19 protein-coding genes and 1 tRNA gene are annotated in these 21,467 nt (G+C 39.5%); 8 read left to right on the top strand and 12 right to left on the bottom strand.

Annotated features, from left to right (window positions below; translation table 11 throughout):
- Positions 1 to 17: 17 nt before the first annotated feature.
- The 4 genes from EMK97_RS05790 to EMK97_RS05775 all read left to right on the top strand — a co-directional run bounded on the left by EMK97_RS05790 (position 18) and on the right by EMK97_RS05775 (position 4,817).
- Entirely contained in the window at positions 18 to 1,382 is a 1,365-nt protein-coding gene (locus EMK97_RS05790) for an IS1182 family transposase (protein ID WP_130598330.1), read from the top strand.
- Between the two features lie 365 nt (positions 1,383 to 1,747).
- Positions 1,748 to 2,443 (top strand): phosphate regulon transcriptional regulator PhoB, encoded by a 696-nt coding sequence (gene phoB / locus EMK97_RS05785; RefSeq protein WP_130600265.1) that lies wholly within the window; start codon positions 1,748 to 1,750, stop codon positions 2,441 to 2,443.
- A gap of 3 nt (positions 2,444 to 2,446) precedes the next feature.
- Positions 2,447 to 3,754 carry a phosphate regulon sensor histidine kinase PhoR gene (phoR, locus tag EMK97_RS05780; protein ID WP_130600263.1) on the top strand — a complete coding sequence of 436 codons (1,308 nt, stop codon included), beginning with the start codon at positions 2,447 to 2,449 and terminating at the stop codon, positions 3,752 to 3,754.
- A 97-nt stretch (positions 3,755 to 3,851) separates the two neighbouring features.
- Entirely contained in the window at positions 3,852 to 4,817 is a 966-nt protein-coding gene (locus tag EMK97_RS05775) for a PstS family phosphate ABC transporter substrate-binding protein (protein WP_130600261.1), read from the top strand.
- Positions 4,818 to 4,926: 109 nt separating this feature from the next.
- Here EMK97_RS05775 and EMK97_RS05770 read toward each other — a convergent pair whose 3' ends face one another.
- The 8 genes from EMK97_RS05770 to tkt form a co-directional block, all read right to left on the bottom strand.
- Positions 4,927 to 5,424 (bottom strand): glycine cleavage system transcriptional repressor, encoded by a 498-nt coding sequence (locus EMK97_RS05770; protein ID WP_130600259.1) that lies wholly within the window; start codon positions 5,422 to 5,424, stop codon positions 4,927 to 4,929.
- Positions 5,425 to 5,474: 50 nt separating this feature from the next.
- Complete coding sequence (locus EMK97_RS05765) at positions 5,475 to 5,837, bottom strand: PilZ domain-containing protein (RefSeq protein WP_130600257.1); 363 nt, start codon at positions 5,835 to 5,837, stop codon at positions 5,475 to 5,477.
- Positions 5,838 to 5,969: 132 nt separating this feature from the next.
- Entirely contained in the window at positions 5,970 to 7,649 is a 1,680-nt protein-coding gene (gene ettA / locus EMK97_RS05760; RefSeq protein WP_130600255.1) for an energy-dependent translational throttle protein EttA, read from the bottom strand.
- Between the two features lie 126 nt (positions 7,650 to 7,775).
- Positions 7,776 to 8,663 carry a DUF481 domain-containing protein gene (locus EMK97_RS05755; RefSeq protein WP_130600253.1) on the bottom strand — a complete coding sequence of 296 codons (888 nt, stop codon included), beginning with the start codon at positions 8,661 to 8,663 and terminating at the stop codon, positions 7,776 to 7,778.
- A 204-nt stretch (positions 8,664 to 8,867) separates the two neighbouring features.
- Positions 8,868 to 9,932, bottom strand: a complete 1,065-nt coding sequence (gene fba / locus EMK97_RS05750) for a class II fructose-bisphosphate aldolase (protein WP_130600251.1) — start codon at positions 9,930 to 9,932, stop codon at positions 8,868 to 8,870.
- Between the two features lie 434 nt (positions 9,933 to 10,366).
- On the bottom strand, positions 10,367 to 11,551 hold the full coding sequence (locus EMK97_RS05745; RefSeq protein WP_130600249.1) for a phosphoglycerate kinase: 1,185 nt from the start codon (positions 11,549 to 11,551) through the stop codon (positions 10,367 to 10,369).
- A 43-nt stretch (positions 11,552 to 11,594) separates the two neighbouring features.
- Positions 11,595 to 12,617 carry an erythrose-4-phosphate dehydrogenase gene (gene epd, locus EMK97_RS05740; protein WP_130600247.1) on the bottom strand — a complete coding sequence of 341 codons (1,023 nt, stop codon included), beginning with the start codon at positions 12,615 to 12,617 and terminating at the stop codon, positions 11,595 to 11,597.
- A gap of 65 nt (positions 12,618 to 12,682) precedes the next feature.
- Entirely contained in the window at positions 12,683 to 14,671 is a 1,989-nt protein-coding gene (tkt, locus tag EMK97_RS05735) for a transketolase (RefSeq protein ID WP_130600245.1), read from the bottom strand.
- Between the two features lie 310 nt (positions 14,672 to 14,981).
- Here tkt and EMK97_RS05730 point away from each other — a divergent pair, with 310 nt between their 5' ends.
- Complete coding sequence (locus EMK97_RS05730) at positions 14,982 to 17,321, top strand: CHASE domain-containing protein (protein WP_130600243.1); 2,340 nt, start codon at positions 14,982 to 14,984, stop codon at positions 17,319 to 17,321.
- A 127-nt stretch (positions 17,322 to 17,448) separates the two neighbouring features.
- Positions 17,449 to 17,589 (top strand): hypothetical protein, encoded by a 141-nt coding sequence (locus tag EMK97_RS19025; protein ID WP_170176725.1) that lies wholly within the window; start codon positions 17,449 to 17,451, stop codon positions 17,587 to 17,589.
- 75 nt (positions 17,590 to 17,664) lie between these two features.
- Here EMK97_RS19025 and EMK97_RS05725 read toward each other — a convergent pair.
- Positions 17,665 to 17,740: transfer RNA gene (locus tag EMK97_RS05725), tRNA-Arg, on the bottom strand.
- Positions 17,741 to 17,792: 52 nt separating this feature from the next.
- Positions 17,793 to 18,995: a flagella assembly protein FlgT gene (locus tag EMK97_RS05720; RefSeq protein ID WP_130600241.1), complete on the bottom strand. Its 1,203-nt coding sequence runs from the start codon at positions 18,993 to 18,995 to the stop codon at positions 17,793 to 17,795.
- A gap of 229 nt (positions 18,996 to 19,224) precedes the next feature.
- Between EMK97_RS05720 and EMK97_RS05715 the strand changes: the two genes are divergently transcribed.
- A complete protein-coding gene (locus EMK97_RS05715; protein WP_130600239.1) occupies positions 19,225 to 19,869 on the top strand; it encodes a FlgO family outer membrane protein in 645 nt (214 codons plus the stop codon).
- Positions 19,870 to 19,898: 29 nt separating this feature from the next.
- Positions 19,899 to 20,369: an LPP20 family lipoprotein gene (locus EMK97_RS05710; RefSeq protein ID WP_342774637.1), complete on the top strand. Its 471-nt coding sequence runs from the start codon at positions 19,899 to 19,901 to the stop codon at positions 20,367 to 20,369.
- A gap of 162 nt (positions 20,370 to 20,531) precedes the next feature.
- Here the strand turns inward: EMK97_RS05710 and flgN are convergent, their stop codons facing one another.
- Positions 20,532 to 20,963 carry a flagellar export chaperone FlgN gene (gene flgN, locus EMK97_RS05705; RefSeq protein WP_130600237.1) on the bottom strand — a complete coding sequence of 144 codons (432 nt, stop codon included), beginning with the start codon at positions 20,961 to 20,963 and terminating at the stop codon, positions 20,532 to 20,534.
- A 113-nt stretch (positions 20,964 to 21,076) separates the two neighbouring features.
- The gene (gene flgM / locus EMK97_RS05700; protein WP_130600235.1) at positions 21,077 to 21,385 is read right to left on the bottom strand and encodes a flagellar biosynthesis anti-sigma factor FlgM; all 309 of its coding nucleotides are present in this window, start codon (positions 21,383 to 21,385) and stop codon (positions 21,077 to 21,079) included.
- Positions 21,386 to 21,467 lie beyond the last annotated feature (82 nt).

The raw sequence follows: 21,467 nt of genomic DNA, 5'->3' as shown, positions 1-21,467 counted from the left end.
AATTACAAAAATTAACCATGTTAAGAGAACCTTCCCCGCAACAACATGAACTCGAAATGGTCACGCTAGACCAGTTAGTTCCAGCCAACCATCTAGTTCGTAAACTCGATAAGTATATTGACTTTGAGTTTATTCGAGATGAAGTCAAAGACTTATATTGCACTGATAATGGTCGTCCTCCGGTGGAGCCAGTCCAGCTATTTAAAATTATGCTACTTGGGTACTTATTTGGTATTAAAAGTGAGCGCCAAATCATCAAAGACATCGAAGTAAATGTCGCGTATCGATGGTTTCTCCGCATGGGGCTTACCGAGAAAGTTATCGATGCCTCAACACTTAGTCAAAATCGTATTCGTCGTTTCAATGGCACAGATGTATTTGAACGTATATTTAATCACATCGTCCAACAAGCCATTAAACATGGTCTAGTTGGGGGCAAAGCCTTATTCACCGACAGCACACACTTAAAAGCAAACGCCAATAAACGAAAGTTCACCAACAAGCTCAAACCCGTCTCAACCAGTGCCTATATTAAGCAAATCAACAAAGCTGTGGAGGCAGACCGTAAAGCGGCTGGAAAAAAGCCACTCAAGGATAAAGGCTATTGTGAGATAAAGCGGAATAAGGTAAGTAAAACCGATAGTGATAGCGGTTATATGCACCGAGATGAAAAGCCAAAAGGTTTTTTCTACCTAGACCACAGAACCGTAGATAACGACTATAACATTATTGTAGATACGCATATTACGCCAGGTAATGTCCACGATTCTCAACCATACATTGCTCGCCTTGATGCCATTGAAAATCGCTTTGCACTATCCCCTGAATTTGTTGGTATTGATGCAGGCTACTTCACAGCGCCCGTCTGTTTTAATCTGGAACAACGTAACATCCAAGGGGTGTTTGGTTACCGTCGTCCTTCACGAACGAAGAATGCCATTAAGAAAAAGCACTTCAAATACGACGAGAAAGCAGATACGTATACCTGCCCGCAAGAGCAAACGTTAATCTACTCGACCACCAGTCGAGAGGGTTACCGAGAATATCATTCTGACCCCAAGGTATGCGTTAATTGCCCTCAATTAAAAGATTGCACTAAGAGTAAAAGTCATAAGAAAGTGATAACACGCCACGTAATGGCTGCGAGTCAAGATCGGGCTAATGAATTTCGCTTAACAAGCCTTGGTAAATACCTTTACAAACGACGATGCGAAACCGTTGAAAGAAGTTTTGCTGATGCAAAGCAACACCATGGTCACAGGTATGCAAGATACCGAGGTAAGCATAATGTTCAAATGCAAGCATATATGGCTGCGGCAGCACAAAATATGAAGAAGATAGCAATGACGCTATCAAATATTCCCCAAATAATGGCAATCTAAAAAGGATAGCCCTTTAAAAGCTCAATTCGAGACATTAACACGCCAAATAGGGAAGATAAGCCCCAAACAAGTCCAGAAAAACCAAATAAAATAGAAAAGACGTGGCTAGAAAAATATCGAGATCGCAGCCTACGGCTGCTCATAAAAGACAAACCCCGAACAGAATGACGGGGTTTGTCAGTAATCTGAAGTCGCAGTAGCGACTTTTTTCTTGTTTATTGCTAGAGACTAGTTAATGATACGGATAATTTTTCTTTTGTCATAAAAGTGTCATTTAACTTTTGCACAATACTACCACCTTATTTTGAGTATGAAATGATCTTTAAGATCTGTGTAGCTCGTTAATTGTTTTGCAGGATGTTTGTATGAGCAGACAAATTTTAGTTGTTGAAGACGAAACCCCGATCAGGGAAATGATCACCTTTGTATTAGAGCAAAATGGTTTTAATACAGTAGAAGCGGCAGATATTGACCAAGCACAATCGAAAGTGACGGAGCCGTATCCCGATCTAATCGTACTAGATTGGATGCTACCTGGTGGCACTGGTGTAAAATTAGCCAAAAGCTTAAAGCAAAATGAATACACACGTAATATCCCTATTATCATGTTAACAGCACGAGCTGATGAAGATGATAAAGTTGCTGGCTTTGAAGCCGGCGTTGATGACTATGTCACTAAACCATTTTCTCCCAAAGAGCTTATAGCTCGCATTAAAGCCGTTATTCGTCGAGTATCGCCAACATCTCTTGAAGAAGAAGTTGAATTTCATGGTTTAAAATTAGATCCCGTAGCTCATCGCGTATCTATTAACGATGAAGCCATTGATTTAGGGCCAACAGAATTTAGATTGCTACACTTTTTTATGACCCATACAGAACGAGTTTATTCACGTGAACAATTACTTGATAATGTTTGGGGTACTAATGTTTATGTTGAAGATAGAACGGTAGATGTTCATATCAGACGCTTACGTAAAGCCATCTCAGGTGCAGGTCATGAAGATTTTGTTCAAACAGTTCGCGGCTCTGGTTACCGCTTTTCAGGGAAATTGAAAAAATAAACTATGCACTTTCGTCTTTCTCTTCGTGATGTACTCGCTAGATTAGCTGTTATTTTCGCCATAAGTGGTTTTTTAGGATTCTTGTTCGGCTACACCTTACTTGCCTTATTAATTACCAGCTTTACCTTATTATGCTGGCACTATCATCACTTATTTAAACTGGCTAACTGGCTATGGCAAAGTAAAACTTTATCACCACCTCAGGCTGAGGGGGCATGGGGACAAATATATGACGGCTTATATCGTCAAAATAAGCGTCACCGTACCAAGCAAAAACAGCAAAATGAAAAAATTCGTCGGTTTCGAGATGGGGCTGAAGCTTTACCTGATGCAGCTTTAATGCTATCACAAGAGTTAACTATTGGCTGGGCAAATAAGAAGGCACAGCGCTTGTTAGGCATACGTTGGCCTGACGATATTGGCCAGCGTATTGATAACCTTATCAGGGCGCCTGAATTTGCTGAGTATCTTGCTCATGAAAATTTTGAATCGCCTTGCTTATTGTTATCACCGGTTAATGCTGAAATTCAATTAGAGATACGCATTATGGCTTATGGCGCAGAAGATGTTCTGCTATTGGCTCGTGATATCTCTAATGTACATCGCCTTGAAGAAATGCGTCGTGACTTTGTTGCTAATGTATCTCATGAATTAAAAACACCGCTAACAGTAGTGCGTGGTTATGTAGAAATGATTCAAGCAACAGAGCATGCGCTTGACCCGCACTGGAAAAAAGCCTTCTCAACTATAGAGGGGCAGGTGTCACGTATGGACAGATTAGTAGAGCAACTATTAAACCTGTCTAAAGTTGAAAATAACAGCGATGATGATAAGCAGCCTGTTGATATGCCACAAATGATCAAGCACCTTGTGGAAGATGCGACTTGGCTGAACCAAAATAAACAACATCAAATAAAACTGAATATAGCAAGTGATCTTGGTGTATTAGGTTTCGAAACTGAGCTTAAAAGCGCCTGTGCCAATTTACTTTCTAATGCTATTGCCTATACACCTGCGCAAGGCTTAATTGAAGTGAGTTGGCAACAAGAGGGCGATAAGATGCGTTTTGCCGTTAAAGATAATGGTGATGGTATTAAGCCTGAGCATTTAAATCGTTTAACAGAGCGCTTTTATCGTATCGATAGATCGCGATCTCGTGATACTGGCGGCTCAGGTTTAGGCTTAGCTATTGTTAAGCATGTTCTACATCACCACCAAGCTGAACTCGTTATTAGTAGTCATTGGGGGCAGGGAAGTGAGTTCTCTATCTACTTTGATGCCAGTACCCTGATCACACCTACCCAATCATAGTTGTCACATTAGTATCATATAAATTAAATATAAGTGTCACATAAGCTTTGTATAGTTGTCATACTTTAAAAAAATCAAACTCAATTTGGAGATTATTATGAGTTTAAAGAAAGCGCTCGCTACCGTTGGTTTAGCAAGTTTAGTTAGCTTCTCAACATTGGCATTAGATGAAAATTTACCAGTATATAAGAAAGTAAGTGGCATATCTGGCAATGTTTCTTCAGTTGGCTCTGATACCTTAGCAAACATGATGACTTTTTGGGCTGAAGATTTTAAGCGTACTTACCCAAATGTTAACGTTCAGATTCAAGCGGCTGGCTCTTCAACTGCGCCACCAGCTTTAACTGAAGCAACTTCTAACTTAGGCCCTATGAGTCGTAAAATGAAGTCGCGTGAAATTGAAGCGTTTCAAAAGCGTTATGGTTATAAGCCAACACGTGTTCGTGTAGCGATAGACGCATTAGCTGTTTTCGTACACAAAGATAACCCGCTAAAAGGCTTAAAGATTTCAGAAGTTGACGCTATTTTCTCAAGCAACCGTAAGTGTGGTGCTGCCAAAGATATCGATCGCTGGGGTGACTTAGCGTTAACGGGCGCTTGGACAGGTAAAGATATTCAGTTATACGGTCGTAACTCTGTATCAGGTACTTATGGTTACTTTAAAAAGAAAGCACTTTGTAAAGGTGACTTTAAAAACAATGTTAATGAGCAGCCAGGCTCAGCATCAGTAGTTCAGTCAGTATCTGCCTCATTAAATGGTATTGGTTACTCAGGTATTGGTTATAGAACTTCTGGCGTACGTGCACTGCCTTTAGCGAAAAAAGGTGAGAATTATGTAGAAGCGACAATGGAGAATGCTGTTTCTGGTAAGTATCCTCTTTCAAGATACTTATACATCTATGTTAATAAGCATCCAAATAAGCCATTAGCGCCAATGGAAGCAGAGTTCTTAAAAATGATCTTATCTAAGTCTGGTCAAAAGATTGTTGAAAAAGATGGCTACATTCCATTACCAGCAAATGTTGTTGAAAAAGAATTTAAAAAGCTTGGTTTAACACTTTAATTAGTCACTAAGTTATCAACATACAAAAAGCCGCAATATATTATATTGCGGCTTTTTTGTGTGTTGGTATTTGAAAAAGTTTAAGCGAATAAACTTAACTTACTTGATGCTAGCGAGAAATATCAACCATCAAATCATCGGCAAGCTGCTCTAAAGACTCTATTAAAGCATCGGTATGACCATCTGCAATGGCAATTTGTACTTTGGCTTTAAACATTACTTGCCCAGAGTGTGCTGCGCTGTCTTGCGAGCTGACAAGTTTGACTAAGTTACCACCTTGCTGATGAATAACCGACGATACATCTTGCACTATGCCAGCTCGATCATTGGCGGTAAGCTCTAATACTAAATTACTCTCAACTGGCGGAAGGTTAGGCTCAGCCACTTCAATTTGACAACTTAAGCCATTAATCGCTTTAATTGCTTCGGCTAATGACTGGGTTTGCTCTTCGGTTACAGCCACTTCGATAACGCCTGCAAAATAGCCGGATAAGTGATGCAGACTACTGACTTGCCAATTACCATTATGTTGGTTAATCACTTTTGACAAGGTGTCAACTAGACCTGTTTGGTCGGGGCCAATGCATGAAATAACAAGATAATTCATAATACGTCCTTAAATGGCTGTTAATAAAATTACTGACTTGGCAATAATAATCAGTTTAAGCGTGAAAGCTGGCTAAGCTCTTTATTGAGTTGGTCGCTATCACCTAAGTTGAGTTCAACTAATCGTCTTAAGTGGGTAACGCTATCAATATCAATGGCGTTACATTGCAAGCCAGTTTCATCATCGTGCTCGTGCACAACGGCAATATGCATGGTCACTTCTGATAAGCCGTCAGAAAGGTGAAAGTTTAGCGTACCTAGCTTTCCTTTTAGTGATGATTCACTATTTACCGCGGTAACTAGTGCGCCATTTAAGGAAATATCATGTATAGATACCGGGTAGCAAACCTCTTCTATTTCGAGTTCAGCTTTGATTGAAAATAATATGCGGGTAAATTGTCGTCTATTTTCCATTGAAATAAGCGCGTTACGATGACTGTATTCTTAGCATAGCTGCGTTTTATGGAAAAGTAAAAGTGAAAAAGGCAACTTAAATTACTATTTTAGCTGCCTTTTATTTAAATCAAAGAATTGCCGTTAAATGGGTTAACCTATCTTTTTATATTTGATGCGATGTGGCTCAATAGCCGCTGCACCTAAGGTTTTCTTTAGCCATTCTTCATAGTCTGTGAAGTTACCTTCAAAGAAGTTCACTTGGCCTTCGTCTCTATAATCAATGATATGAGTTGCAATTCTATCTAAGAACCAACGGTCATGCGAAATCACCATAGCACAGCCTGGGAACTCTAACAGTGCTTCTTCAAGGGCACGTAGTGTTTCAACATCTAAGTCATTGGTTGGCTCATCCAGCAATAATAAGTTACCGCCAGTTTGCACAAGTTTTGCTAAATGGACACGGTTTCTTTCACCACCCGATAATTCACCAATGATTTTTTGTTGATCTGTGCCTTTAAAGTTAAAGCGGCTCACATATGCTCTACTAGGAATTTCAAAATTACCAATTTGCAGTATATCGTTACCTTGCGAGATTTCTTGATAAACCGTGTTGCTATCATTCATATCATCGCGGAATTGATCAACGCTGGCTAATTTAACTGTTTCGCCTAGTACTACTTCACCAGAGTCTGGCTGCTCAGCACCTGACATCATTTTAAATAGGGTTGATTTACCTGCACCATTTGCGCCGATAATACCAACAATAGCCCCTTTAGGAATGCTAAAGCTTAAGTTGTCGATTAATACTCTATCGCCAAATGACTTGGTAAGATTAGTCACATCAAGTACTTTGTCACCTAAGCGTGGCCCAGGTGGAATGTACAGCTCGTTAGTTTCGTTACGTTTTTGGTGCTCTTGGCTATTTAGCTCTTCAAAACGTGCCATACGAGCTTTGTTTTTCGATTGACGTGCTTTAGGGTTAGAGCGTACCCACTCTAGCTCTTGTTTGATGGTTTTTTGTAGCGCACTTTCACTTTTGCTTTCTTGCTCTAAACGCGCATCTTTTTGTTCAAGCCAAGAAGAGTAATTACCTTCCCAAGGAATACCATGGCCTCTATCAAGCTCTAGAATCCAACCCGCTACATTATCAAGGAAGTATCTATCGTGGGTAATAGCGACAACAGTACCTGAGTAATCATGTAAGAAACGCTCTAACCAAGCCACAGATTCAGCATCTAAGTGGTTGGTTGGTTCGTCTAGTAATAACATGTCTGGCTTTTGTAGCAATAAACGACAAAGGGCAACGCGGCGACGCTCACCACCACTTAGTACTTTAACAGGTTGCTCCCAAGGTGGAAGACGAAGTGCATCAGCAGCACGCTCTAAAACATTGTCAATGTTATGACCATCTTGTGCATTGATGATATCTTCTAATTCGCCTTGCTCTTTTGCTAAGGCGTCAAAATCAGCATCTTCTTCTGCATAGGCTGCATAAACTTCATCTAAGCGTGTTAATGCATTTTTCACCGTTGCTACTGCTTCTTCTACTACTTCACGAACGGTTTTACTTTCATCTAGCTCTGGCTCTTGTGGTAAATAACCTATGTTTGTACCAGCAAGTGCTTTAGCTTCACCTTCGAAGTCTTTGTCTACGCCTGCCATGATACGAAGTAAAGTTGATTTACCTGAGCCATTTAAACCTAATACGCCAATTTTGGCGCCAGGGAAGAATGAAAGTGAAATATCTTTGAGAATAGTGCGCTTTGGAGGAACGACTTTACTCACGCGGTTCATCGACATGATGAATTTATCCGGAAGTGGCTGTGCCATAAAAAAACCTTTTGAATGCTTTAATTAAAATTGTCGTTATTTTAGATGAAGAGCACAGAGATAAGCAAATGAGAAAGCGTAACTTTTCAGCATTGCCAAAATTAGTTGGCAATGCCTGTAATAAGGTTAAAAACTATATACCAATACCGCAGCAGTTTGTGTGTCGGTATTTGCTTTATCCTGCTCAACTTTTGAATTGTAATCAATCACGAAGCTGAGTTTTAGCTGAAGTGAATCAATAAGCTTACTGGTGACGGATGTTTCGGCTTTATATAAGCTATTTTCACCGGATTCTATAGCATGTTTAGCGACAAAAAGCTGTTTAAATTCAATGTGTTCATTTATTTTTCGAATATAAAGTGCCTGTGCTTGTAAAATGATAGAGTCCTTGGTTTCACTTAAAAAAGGCGCATCGTCACTTGCTTGAGTTGGTTTAGTCACATCTCGTTTAAAACCAGGGCCAATATCGGCATCTAAACTTGCTTTGCTATCTTCATACCAGCGGCGGCCCCAGCCAGTTGATAAAGATGCTTGAGAGTCAAAACTAGAGAAACGGTTTTCTTCATAGAATAAATTGCCATAAAGGTAGTTTTTATTCTTGGTATCTACGATGTAATTGGTTTGTGTTACCACACTCCATTTATTGTCCGTTGTATCAAAACTTGTTTGACCTTGGTCATCGGTAAGCTCTGTCTTTTTTAAAAGACCATCGAAAATGACTAAACTACGCCAAAGGTTTTTTTCGTAACGAAAATCTAAGCCAGCTTTGATGTCTGCGCTTTTGGTATTACCTGTTTGAAATAAAAAACCAAGCTGGGCAGAAGCGGTAAAAATGGGCTTGTCTGTTGTCGATACAGTGTTTGCCTGCTCTATACTGGCTAAAATATCTTCGGTACTTGCTAATTCACTGCTGTGCCTAGCATGATATTTTTCAACTTTATAATCAGGGTATGCCCGGCTGTATAAAGGGCTAGAAGTGATAAGTAACAGTAATAGAAAAATAAGTTGATACATCGGCGGTTTTTACTTAATGCTGCGTAATTACGTGTAATACACGGTAAAATGAGCACAGCATTATAACCATTGACTTTGATATAGTGCAATCAGTTCTATTTTATCAATTTGTAATTTAGTGATGCTAGGGCAATAAAAAAGGGCCATTTAGGCCCTTAGCATAGTGTGACTCATCCTAGAATGAGTCTTGGCAATTATATGTAATTACTTGATTAACGCATTTAATTCGCCACTTTGGTAGCGTTCAAACATTGTATCTAAGCTTATAGGTTTGATTTTGCTAGCATTACCAACCGTGTTAAATGCTTCGTATCTTGCTTTACAAATTTCATACATAGCGGTAGTTGAAACTTGTAGGAATTTTCTTGGGTCAAATTCACTCGGGTTTTGAGCCAAGAAGCGACGGATTGCGCCGGTAGCGGCAAGGCGTAAATCCGTATCAATATTTACTTTGCGCACACCGTGCTTAATGCCTTGTTGAATTTGCTCAACAGGTACGCCGTAAGTTTCAGGGATTTCACCGCCATATTCATTAATAACAGCTAACCAATCTTGTGGTACAGATGAAGAGCCGTGCATAACCAGGTGAGTGTTAGGAATGCGTTGGTGAATAGCTTTTATTCTATCAATAGCAAGAATATCGCCTGTTGGTGGGCGAGTAAACTTATAGGCACCGTGTGATGTACCACAGGCGATAGCTAAGGCATCAACTTGAGTTTTATTAACAAAATCAGCTGCTTCTTCTGGATCTGTTAGCATTTGCTCTTTAGTTAAAACACCTTCAGCGCCAACACCGTCTTCTTCACCAGCCATGCCAGTTTCTAATGAACCAAGGCAACCTAATTCACCTTCAACTGATACGCCACATGCGTGAGCCATTTCAACCGTGCGGCGAGTAACATCAACGTTATATTCGTACGAGCTTGGGGTTTTGCCATCATCCATCAGTGAGCCGTCCATCATTACAGATGAAAAACCTAATTGAATCGAACGCTGACAAACACTTGGTGATGTACCGTGATCTTGGTGCATTACCACAGGAATATGTGGGAATTCTTCAATGGCAGCTAAAATTAAATGACGTAAGAATGGTGCACCTGCATATTTTCTTGCACCTGCTGAAGCTTGCATAATAACTGGGCTATCAGTCTCGCTTGCTGCAAGCATGATTGCTCTTACTTGCTCTAAATTATTTACATTAAATGCTGGAATGCCGTATTCAAATTCTGCTGCATGATCTAACATTTGACGCATTGATATTAAAGCCATTTAATTACTCCTAATTAACTGTTTGTCGCTGTGGTTGAAAGTTTTTACTTTAGCTACAGGAATTATATCAGAAGGTGGTGATTTTTGTCAGAATAAATTGAAATAACTTGTCTTTTTGACAGCTTGATTAGATAAAAGTGAATTATGTACGAAAATTACAAGAAAACTTGTGCAAAAATACGCAATGATAACGTTGTCATTGGTTTTTTAGTGGATATTGTGTTGAAAGTTAACCACATTACTTTCGAATCATTAGGGTGTAGGGAAGGAGTAATATGATATGCGCCGTATTAACTTCACGATTAACCTTAGCATTATTGTCGCCTAAAACTGGCATGCTTTAGGCTTAAATCTACTCAGATAAGCATTCTCAGCTAGATATAAAAAAGCCGCTTTAACTAAAGCGGCTTAGGTATTTGCTTTATAAGCTAGATTTATTTAGCGTCTGCCGCTCTTTCTTCAAGAATTGCCACAGCAGGAAGCTTCTTGCCTTCTAAAAACTCTAAGAAAGCACCGCCGCCGGTAGAGATATAAGACACTTTATCGGCAATATCATACTTATCTACAGCAGCTAACGTATCGCCACCACCGGCAATTGAAAATGCTGAGCTGTTGGCAATTGCTTGTGCGATGACCTTGGTCCCTTCACCAAATTGATCAAACTCAAATACACCAACAGGGCCGTTCCAAACAATGGTTCCCGCATTTTCAATGATATCAGCAAGTGCTTTCGCTGAGTCTGGACCAATATCAAAAATCATATCGTCAGCAGATACTTCACTTACAGGTTTTAATGTTGCTTTTGCTGTTGGTGAAAACTCACCAGCTACTACCACATCAGTAGGTACGGGAATATCACCGTTATTCTCTTGTGCTTGTTTAGTTAGTCTTGTCGCTTCTGCAACTAAGTCAGCTTCATAAAGTGATTTACCGACATTATGACCTGCTGAGGCGATAAAAGTATTAGCAATACCACCGCCAACAACCAGTTGATCAACAATGCCAGCTAATGAATCTAATACGGTTAGTTTAGTTGACACTTTTGAGCCACCAACAATAGCAACCAGTGGACGAGCTGGATTGTCTAATGCTTTACCTAAGGCTTCTAATTCGCCAACAAGTAAAGGACCAGCACAAGCTGTTGGTGCAAATTTTGCCACGCCGTGAGTACTTGCTTGCGCTCTGTGAGCCGTACCAAAAGCATCCATAACGAAAATATCACATAAGCTGGCTAATTTTTGTGCCAATTCATCATTGTTTTTCTTTTCGCCAACATTAAAACGAATGTTTTCGAAAATAACCAACTCACCTGCGCCAACTTCAACGCCATTTAAGTAATCTTTAACTAAACGTACAGGGAAGTTTAATGCGGCAGCTAAGTAATCAGCTACTGGCTGTAATGAAAACTCATCATTTGCTTCGCCTTCTGTTGGACGGCCAAGGTGTGACATCACCATCACTTTAGCACCTGCTTCAAGTGCTAATTTTAGTGTAGGTAGTGCAGCTTTTAAGCGAGCATCTGACGTGATTTTGCCATCTTGTACAGGGACATTTAAATCTTCTCTGATAAGCACGCGTTGGTTATTTAGTGCTAAGTCGGTCATTTTGATAATTGACATCAGTGTCTCCAGTTTAAATCTAGTTAAATATTTAATATAAAAGTTAGTAAGTTATTGCTTGTGCAGTATCTAGTAATCTATTGGCAAAGCCCCATTCGTTATCACACCAGACCAGCATTTTGACTAAGCGCTTATGACTAACGCGCGTTTGGCTACCATCGACAATACAAGAGTGAGGATCGTGATTAAAGTCAGCCGATACTAACGGCTCTTCAGTATAGGCGAGTATGCCAGTTAATCCTGTTGTTTGAGCTACCTTAAAGGCACGGTTTATATCGTCAATAGAGACATCAGTATTGACGGTTACGCTTAAATCCATCGCGGTGACATTGACCGTAGGCACACGTACGGCAATGGCCTCAAAGCGTCCTTTAAATTGCGGCAGAATACGCTCAATCCCTGTGGCTAATTTGGTATCTACCGGAATAATAGATTGGCTTGCGGCACGTGAACGCCTTAAATCAGGGTGGTAGGCATCAATCACTTGCTGATCATGCATCGATGAGTGAATGGTGGTAATTGTGCCACTTTCTACGCCAAAGGCATCATCAATGACTTTAATAACAGGGACGATACAATTGGTGGTACATGAGCCATTAGAAATGACCTTATGCTCTGAGGATAGGCTGTTATGGTTTACACCGAAAATAATGGTGGCGTCTAAGTCTTGCCCGCCTGGGTGAGAAAATATGACTTTCTTCGCCCCTTGTTTAAGGTGGGTTAGGCCATCTTGATAGCTACCAAATTTCCCGGTGCAGTCTATGACTATATCAACATCGTGTTGCTGCCACGGCAGCTCAGCTAAGCTTTCAACATGACTTACCGAAATATTATTGCTGTTACCATGTGAGTCATGAATGATTAATGTGTCGTTATCATAACTAACCGGAAATGGAAAACGGCCATGTGTGGTATCGTATTTTAATAAATGGGCTATACCTTCGGTTGGTGCCAGCTCATTAATAGCAACTACGGTTAAATTGTCTGTTTTGCCACTTTCATAAAGGGCCCTAACTAAGCTACGACCTATACGACCAAAGCCATTGATGGCGATTCTTATTGTCATGTGATGTTGAAGTTCGACTAAAGCAGGAGGTAGGCGGGTAGTGAGCTACCCACCTACGAGGCTTATTAAAGGTTGTTTACTGTATTGACTACATTGTCTATTGTAAAGCCAAAGTGCTCAAATAAGGCGTTACCAGGTGCTGACTCACCAAAGGTGGTCATTCCCACAACCGCGCCATTTAAACCGACATACTTGGCCCAGAAGTCAACGTGAGCTGCTTCAATAGCAACACGCTTAGTAACTGCAGACGGTAAGATAGACTCTTTATATTCTTTTGATTGCGCATCAAATACATTAGTTGACGGCATAGAAACTACGCGTACTTTTTGACCTTGCTCAGTCAATACCGCTGCTGAGTCTAACGCTAGTTTTACTTCAGAGCCGGTAGCAATCAAAATAACATCAGCATTACCATCGCAATCTTGAATTACATAAGCGCCTTTTTCAATGTCAGCTAATTGGCTCTCGCTACGAGAAATTGCTGGCAAACCTTGACGACTAAATACTAAAGCCGTTGGTGCTTTTTGATTTTGTACCGCAGCTTTCCATGCAACAGCAGATTCTGTCGCATCACATGGACGCCATGTTGTCAGGTTCGGCGTGGTACGTAAGTTAGTTAATTGCTCTATTGGTTGGTGAGTTGGACCATCTTCACCTTGGCCAATTGAGTCATGGGTATAAACAAAAATGTTTTGAATGCCCATAAGTGCTGACATACGAACAGCGTTACGTGCATATTCCATAAACATCATGAATGTTGCGCCGTAATTGATAAAACCACCGTGTAGTGAGATACCATTCATGATACCGCTCATACCAAATTCACGTACACCGTAGAAAATGTAGTTACCAGCAGGATCAGTTTCAATGCCTTTTGAGCCAGACCATAAGGTTAAGTTTGAACCCGCTAAATCAGCTGAGCCGCCAAGCATTTCTGGTAAAACTTTACCAAAGGCTTCGATAGCATTTTGTGAGGCTTTACGTGAAGCAATGTTCTCACCACTTTCATGACATTGCTTGATGAATTCATTGGCTTTGTCTTCAAAGTCTTGTGGTAATTCACCTTTAATAACACGACGTTCATATTCACTGGCAAGTTCAGGGTAAGCAGCTTGATAAGCGGCAAACTTTTCATTCCAGCTTGTTTGGCTTGCTTGGCCTTTTTCTTTTTGATCCCATTGTGCATAAACACTTTCAGGTACTTCAAAAGGAGGGTGTGACCAACCTAATTTTTCGCGAGTTGCTGCAATTTCTTCATCACCTAGCGGCGCACCGTGACAGTTGTGTGTGCCTTCTTTGTTTGGCGAACCAAAACCAATAATGGTTTTACAACAAATCATGCTTGGCTTGTCTGTTACTGCTTTAGCTTGACTAATAGCGTCAGCAATGGCGTTAGAGTCATGACCATCAATTTCAATGACATGCCAGCCGTAAGACTTGAAGCGCTCAGGCGTGTTGTCGGTGAACCAGCCTTCAACTTCACCATCAATAGAGATACCATTGTCATCCCAAAAAGCGATAAGCTTGCCTAAGCCTAATGTACCAGCAAGTGAACATGCTTCATGAGAAATACCTTCCATTAAACAGCCGTCACCTAAGAAACAATAGGTAAAGTGATCAACAATATCGTGTTCTGGGCGGTTAAATTGTGCCGCTAAGGTTTTCTCAGCAATTGCCATACCTACCGCATTTGAAATACCAGCGCCAAGAGGGCCTGTGGTTGTTTCTACGCCAGGCGTATAACCATATTCAGGGTGACCTGGTGTTTTTGAATGGAGCTGGCGGAAGCTTTTTAAGTCATCCATTGATACGTCATATCCTGACAAATGCAATAATGAATAAATAAGCATAGAGCCGTGACCGTTAGATAAAATGAACCTATCGCGATCTACCCAACTTGGATCTGTAGGGCTGTGCTTTAAAAAGTCACGCCATAAAACTTCGGCGATATCCGCCATACCCATAGGGGCTCCAGGGTGTCCTGATTTTGCTTTTTGTACAGCATCCATACTTAAAACACGAATGGCATTTGCCAGTTCTTGACGCGATGACATATTAGCTCCAGTCTTTGATGTCTCTTAGATAAAAATTTACCGAAAGAGTGCAGTGTTGTGAATAATTGATTTTAAGGTCGCATATTTTCCCTCACCCAAGCCTGTAGCGCAAATTTTATTACATTATTTTTTATATTATTTTTCCTACAGGGCAGGTTAACTTGAATAATAGCGCGCGTAGCTAAGAAAAATGTAAGAAAAGCGCTGTAAATGTGGTGAAGTTATTTAAATAATGGCTTAAAGGCAAAATGGTGATAGTATCTTAACTTGGGCTAAGAAAACCAATTGATTTAAATTACAAAAATAAATTATGCCGTTAGGATTACAGCGCTTCTTTTTTGCTTCATCTCTTTATTTTACCGTTTGTGTTAGCGCTCTTATGGTCATGAGTCCGTTTTCATTAATTAATTATGTTGGTCCTGCAGCAGCCGTAGCCAGTGGTTTAATTATTATTTGGGGAGCGCCTGCCTTATTCGCTGTTATTGTCACGACACCTATATTTGTTGCTTTTTTAAATAAGTATTTGCTAATTGATGTGCATATTGCCGCCACGTTGATTGCAACATTGGCAATTATTTTACAAAGCTTTTGGGCAAAACAGTTGGTTCATAAGTATGTGTTTTATCGAAAATGGTTAAGATCTCGTCGCTGGCTATTACAGTTCTTTTTACGAGTAGGGCCTTTAGCCAGTTTAGTTTCTGCTGTATCTGCGTTAGTTATTTCTGTTATTGATAATCAAGTCATGCTTGGCTCATTTTTTTACACCTTTATGAGCGCTTGGTCGAGCAGTATGTTGGTGTCGGTTTTCTTTATTCCGCTTGTTTTACTAGCACAAGAGCAAGAATTGTCTCAGCTAAGTGTCAGTAAACGCTTTTTTATTGTTAGTGCTTCAGTTTTAGCTGGTTTAGCAGTACTACTATTATTAAAAACTTCACAAGATGAGCAACAATATCAAAGGTTAAACCGCTTTTTACAAGAAAAACAAGATATTGAAAGAGTGATTAAACAAGAAGTTCATGATGTTATTCGACAACTAAATAGCTTATCAGCGTTATTTAATGCCAGTGAAAAGGTAACAAGGGCTGAGTTTGAGGTGTTTAGTGAAGATATTTTAGGGGAAAACACCAGCATTCGCGCACTGGAATGGGCACCCATAATTACAGATGAACAACGTACTGCGTTTGAGCTTAACGCCACTAAGGAGTTGGCATTTAATTACGTTATTCGAGAGCGTGCTAAAGGAAATAAGTTATATTTCGCGCAAAAACGTGAGGTTTATGCGCCTTTATATTACATCTACCCGAAGGAGAATAATCTTGAAGTATTGGGGTTAGATGTTTATAGCAACCCTAAACAGGCACTATCTATGTCCCAAGTCGCGTTGAGCGAACATATAGTTGCTAGTGCGCCAATTGCGCTTGCGCAAGAAAATTTTAATGCTCCAGGCGTATTGTTTACTAAGGCTGTTTATAAAAAAAATAACGGTGAGGAAAAGAATAACCAATTTAAAGAGGCTCAACAGTTAGTTGGCTTTGTTGTCGCCGTGGTGCAATTTGATAAATTTTTAAATCGCTTAGTTGCAGGCAGTGATATTAGTGTCAATTTCCAGATAGAAGATATTACCGACCCTAGCCCTCATATTATCTATGGCAAATCTGTTTCGCGGCTGAACCGTCATGTCGATACTCTAACCTTACCCATTTATTCTCGCTTATGGCAAATTACCTTAGCTGAACAACAACCCTGGTTTGTTCAAGATAAAAGCTGGCAAGTTTGGGTGATGCTAATCGGTGGCACACTGGGGGCTTTAACGTTACAACTCTTGTTACTTATGATGGCAGCTTATTCGATTGAGCTAACTCAGCAGGTAAATAATAAAACGCGAGCGGTTATTTTAGCCAAAGAAAAGTCAGAGCGAGAAAGTTTAGCTAAAACACATTTTTTACGTACTTTAAATGATGAATTTAGAGTGCCACTGCAAGCGATACGAGTGTTTATAGAACAGTTCAAGCAAAAAGGTATTAACAATAAGCAAGTGGTTGGTATTAATCATGCGAGTAATAATATTAGTCAGTTACTCGATACCATGATGGATATTTCAGAAATTGAGTCTGGTAAAACTATAGTAAAAGAAGAGGCGTTTGATTTTTACGGTTTTTTAAATCGAGTAGAGTTAATGTTAAAGGCTAATAACATAGCCCAAGGAAAATCAATATTTTTGTTAATTGACAAAGAAGTGCCTCACTTTATTGATAGTGATGAATTGCGTATTCAAAAGTTATTAATAGCCTTTACAGAAGGTGCTCAAGCCTTGTTTAATACTGACAGTTTACGTTTATCGGTGAAAGTGCATACTCATCTACACAACAGGGCGACTTTATTTTTTATCTATTCTCACCAAGATGAAAGTACATCTCATGAGAGTGATGACGCTGTTAAAGCCTTAGTTGATGAAGATCTTGCTTCGTTTAGTACTGCTATGACCATGGTTAAAGAAATGAGTAATTTGATGCAGGGTAGTGTGCGTTTAGGCACTTTAACCTCTGGCGGTGGTATGTTAAGTACGTCAATAAAGGTCACAGTAACCTCACAAGAGAAACAAGATCAACATCAGGCGCAGTATTTTGATGAGTTTACTCACCTAGATTGATGGCATGGATAAAATTTAAACATTTCTTAGCTAAACAGTTGAAATCAATTTTAAAATCAGATAGATTTTTGACTGGCTGTTATACAGTGAATTAATAATAAATGACAGCAGCTAGATAGGTAATAAAATGAATAAGTCATCTTCACGAGGATTTAAGCTGACTACAGTTATATTTGCTGTACTTATTATGGCCATTTCGGCGATATTAAGTAATACCTCTGTAGCCGATGACATGGACGTAGAAATAACGCAAACAGAACAAGAGTAAATACACTTTACTCATAAATTTAAAGCCCATCACTATGATAAGTGATGGGCTTTTTTCTTTTTAGCGGCTTAAAAGTGGCGTCCCCACCAGGACTCGAACCTGGAGCAGCGGCTTAGGAGGCCGCAGTTTTATCCAGTTAAACTATGAGGACGTTGCATTATTGGCAATTTATCATGGTAAGTAACTAGTTTACAATGATATTTTTAATACCTAACCACTAAATCTTCAATTTGTATATTGTTAAATAAACTATTGTCAGCACTGGCAGCAACAGCGGTCTCTCGTGTTAATTGTGTCACTTTCACTTTGTGCGGGCTAACCGTATAGCCGGTATATAAACTGCCGGTATTATCAGTGAAATGCTTAAGTCTTAACAAGGTAAACTCATCGCCAACTTTTACGCCATTGTTTCTTCCTAAGTTAAAGATAATTTGATTACCATCTACTCTTAGAATTTTTCCTCGGCTTGGCTCACACATAATAGTTTCATCAATGTCTGATACCACTTGATTAAGCAGTTTATCGATCATAGCGCCATACTCACTTTGCCAAAAGGCAGTACCGTTAACGTCAACTGCTTTTCGTTTGCTGAAAGTCCAAGGTTTAGTATCTTGGTATTGCTGATGCCAATGTAGTTCACCACTGATGCCATTATAAAGATAAATATCGAGAGCAAAGTTACGTGGGTACACTCCTTGTTGCCAAATTTTCCAACTGTTTGTTCTTTGTTCTTCAAAAGAAATATCATTAATTTCACTAAAAATAACATATTGGCTATTGGTGCTGTAGCCTAGTGTACGCGCAAGTTCGGTAATTTTGTCGTGATCTAGATTGTTATTTAAACGAGAAAACTCTGTCGTATTATTAACAGCATTTATATTACTGGTGTAATTGCTTTGCTTACTTAGTTGCTTGCTTAGCCTGTTGATTACTGCTTTATCTATGGCATAAATTTGCCCTATATTGGCTTGTTGCCTGTGTTTAACCTTGCTTTTCGTCAGTAGAACTGATTTTTTAAAATTAACGGCAAAACACTGCTTTTCTTGCGGGAAAATGTCTGCTCTAATGGTGACAGATATCAAGTTATCGCTATGGGTTTCATTGACAATTTCAACGGCATTAACACTACCCGTTGCTCGTATATCAATTTTATCTTGGGTGAGTAAGCCATTAACCACCCTTTGTACACTGGAAACATCAGCACCGGCAACTAATAGGGCTTTTTTTAGGGCGTTTTCCATAGCCTTAGTGCGTGCTACCTCTAGGTTATTCGTATCTGTTCTCGCATGACCTTGGGTTTCATACCATTGCGCGCTAGCAGAAAAACTAGTGGTGACTAATAGACAAATGATGATGGATATTTTGTTCTGCCACTTTATTAATGTGTTAAAGCAATTGTTAGCCATACTGAATAAACTTACCGTGCGTCATTATTTAATATTGTTTGAGTTAAATGCATATACTATGCCTGAATTTGCGGTTATCTTTGCCAAAGAGGGAAAAGTTTGCACTTTTAGTTTTTTTGGCTTGAATAATGCATTGTATTTGCCAAGAAATACTTAGTACTGCACTGAGTGAATTAATGACAGCTTTATGCGCTTGATTTTATCTTGCGGCATTGTAGAGGGGAATACCATGAAAAAGTGGCTTTTACCATTGATGATACCCGCTTTAGTAGCTTGTGAAGCTACTGGCGAACGAGACTTTTATCAGTCAACTCAAGTAGATAAAGGTGAGATTGATAGCTACAACTTACCAAAGCATGCTATCAATGATGTGGTAAAAGGGCTTGCTTATCAAATGCTTGAAAGTAGTAGCTTTGTTACGGCAAAAACGCCTGTCGCTGTTGCCTCATTTGTTGAATTAGATGATTTAGAAACAACCAACTGGCTAGGTAATCAGCTGGCAGAGAGCTTTGTTCATGAGCTGCAGCGTCATGGTTTAGTGGTGATAGATTTTAAAACAACAGGTCATATACGTGTTACTAAAGAAGGTGATTATGTTTTTAGTCGCGATTGGAAAGAGCTGCCTGAACGTCAGATAATTGACTATATTGTTGCCGGTACCATGATAGAACAAGAAAATGGCATTATTGTAAATGCGCGTATGATAGGTATTCAGTCAAAAGTTGTTGTCGCTACAGCTCAGTCGTTTATTCCTCATTGGGTGTTAGGTGATAAGTTAAATCCGAACGAGAATGTACAAATGAAAGATGGCATGCTAATTCGTTCAAGCGCTATGCTAGTTGATGATGAGCGTGCTGTAAGCATTCAAAACTAGTGTTGCTGTTACGTGATTTGTGTGAGGTTATGATGATGAGAGTAGCAAGTAAGATCGCCTTAGTAACGTTTTTGTTTCTGCTAAATGTAGGTTGCTCTACCGTGTATGATAAGCACATAGAGTGGCAAACAGTGAAACCAGAGAGCTTTCCTGTATTGCAAGGTATAGGTTACGCGCCAATTAGTTTACAAAAGTCTGAGCATGAAACACAGCGCATGTTAATGGCAATTAAGGCGTCAAAAATAGCAGCTTATGCGGAGCTAGCAGAGCAAGTTTATGGACAACAGGTTCATGGTAAAACGACCATGGCTGATTTACTTATTAATAATGATCAATTGTCTGCCTCTGTAAACGGTATTATTAGAGGAGCAAAAGTGGTAAAAAGTTACCCCGTTGGTGATACCTATACCACAGAGCTATCCTTAGACTTTGCTGAGGTCTATGAGATTTACCAAGTAAGTCAGAGTAAAAAAGAAATCAAAGAAGTGACTTACTATTAGTTGAATTGGTTGAATTAATTCAGACAAGATCAGAACAAACTTAATGCAAGGCCAATAAAAAAGAGCATATGAAAATATGCTCTTTTTTGTTGGGTTGACCCATCCTAAATAAGGTTGATACTTTTCCACTACTAAATAGGGGAGTTTTATATATAAAGCCTTCTATGCTTTTAGGCCAATACTACTTAAGCCACCACTTTTTTTACCTTTGTTATCGTAAGTAATCGTTGATTTGTTATGGTTTTCTAGCAGTGATGTTTTCATGCGCTCTACAGCAAGTTGCGATTGTTGAATAATGCTGCCATTAATGGCATTTTGCTTTTGGCAATGTTCTAATAACTTTGTGATTTCTTCAAGTTCAGCAGTTAATTTGCCGGCTGCTTTTTCTTGGGCGAATGGCTGATCTAAAGCTATTCTTTTATCAAGTGCTTCAATAGCTAAAAGTAATTGGTTCTTTTCTTGGCTCACTTTAATTAGTGCGTCAGGATCGTGTTGCTGCAATATTGATTTTTCTTGAGCAATAAGGGTCTCAAGCGTTTTTAATTGCTCAAGTTGTTGTGCCAGTAGTTGTTGAGGAGTGAGAGCTTGAGACATACCGTTTACCTTCAATTTACTATTGAATTAAGTTTAGCAAGGTGTCGTTAGAAGATAAACTAAATAAAGCTTTATCAATGCTTTGCTGCATCAATAAAGCTTTAATAAACTTTTTACACTAACTTAAATTCAAAGTTAGCAATGCTCGCGGCTAATTTTTCAGGGTTTACTTTGTAGTCACCGGCAGAGATAGCTTTTTTTAGTTCATCAATTTTCTTTTGATTGACAACAGGCGCATCAGCCGCCTTTTTTTGCAATTCATGTAACTGTTTCGCTTGTGGCGTGATAGAAACAGAGTCCTGGCTTGCCGCTTTCGTTTGGTTGGTATTTACCGCAGTTTGACTTGATTGCTGCTTAACCTGTGTTTGCTGCTTTTGCTGGACTTGACTTTGATTGTTCAAGTTATTGATATTTATAGCCATAATAACACCCTAAGGGAATTAATTTTAAAATTCTGATAATTCTATGTACTTGTTATCGGCAAAGCTTAAGATAACTTTAATA

The sequence above is a fragment of the Litorilituus sediminis genome (assembly GCF_004295665.1).
In the GTDB taxonomy this organism is placed as follows: domain Bacteria; phylum Pseudomonadota; class Gammaproteobacteria; order Enterobacterales; family Alteromonadaceae; genus Colwellia; species Colwellia sediminis.
Note: the sequence above shows the minus strand (reverse complement) of the source record. Positions and strands in the feature narration are given on the sequence as shown.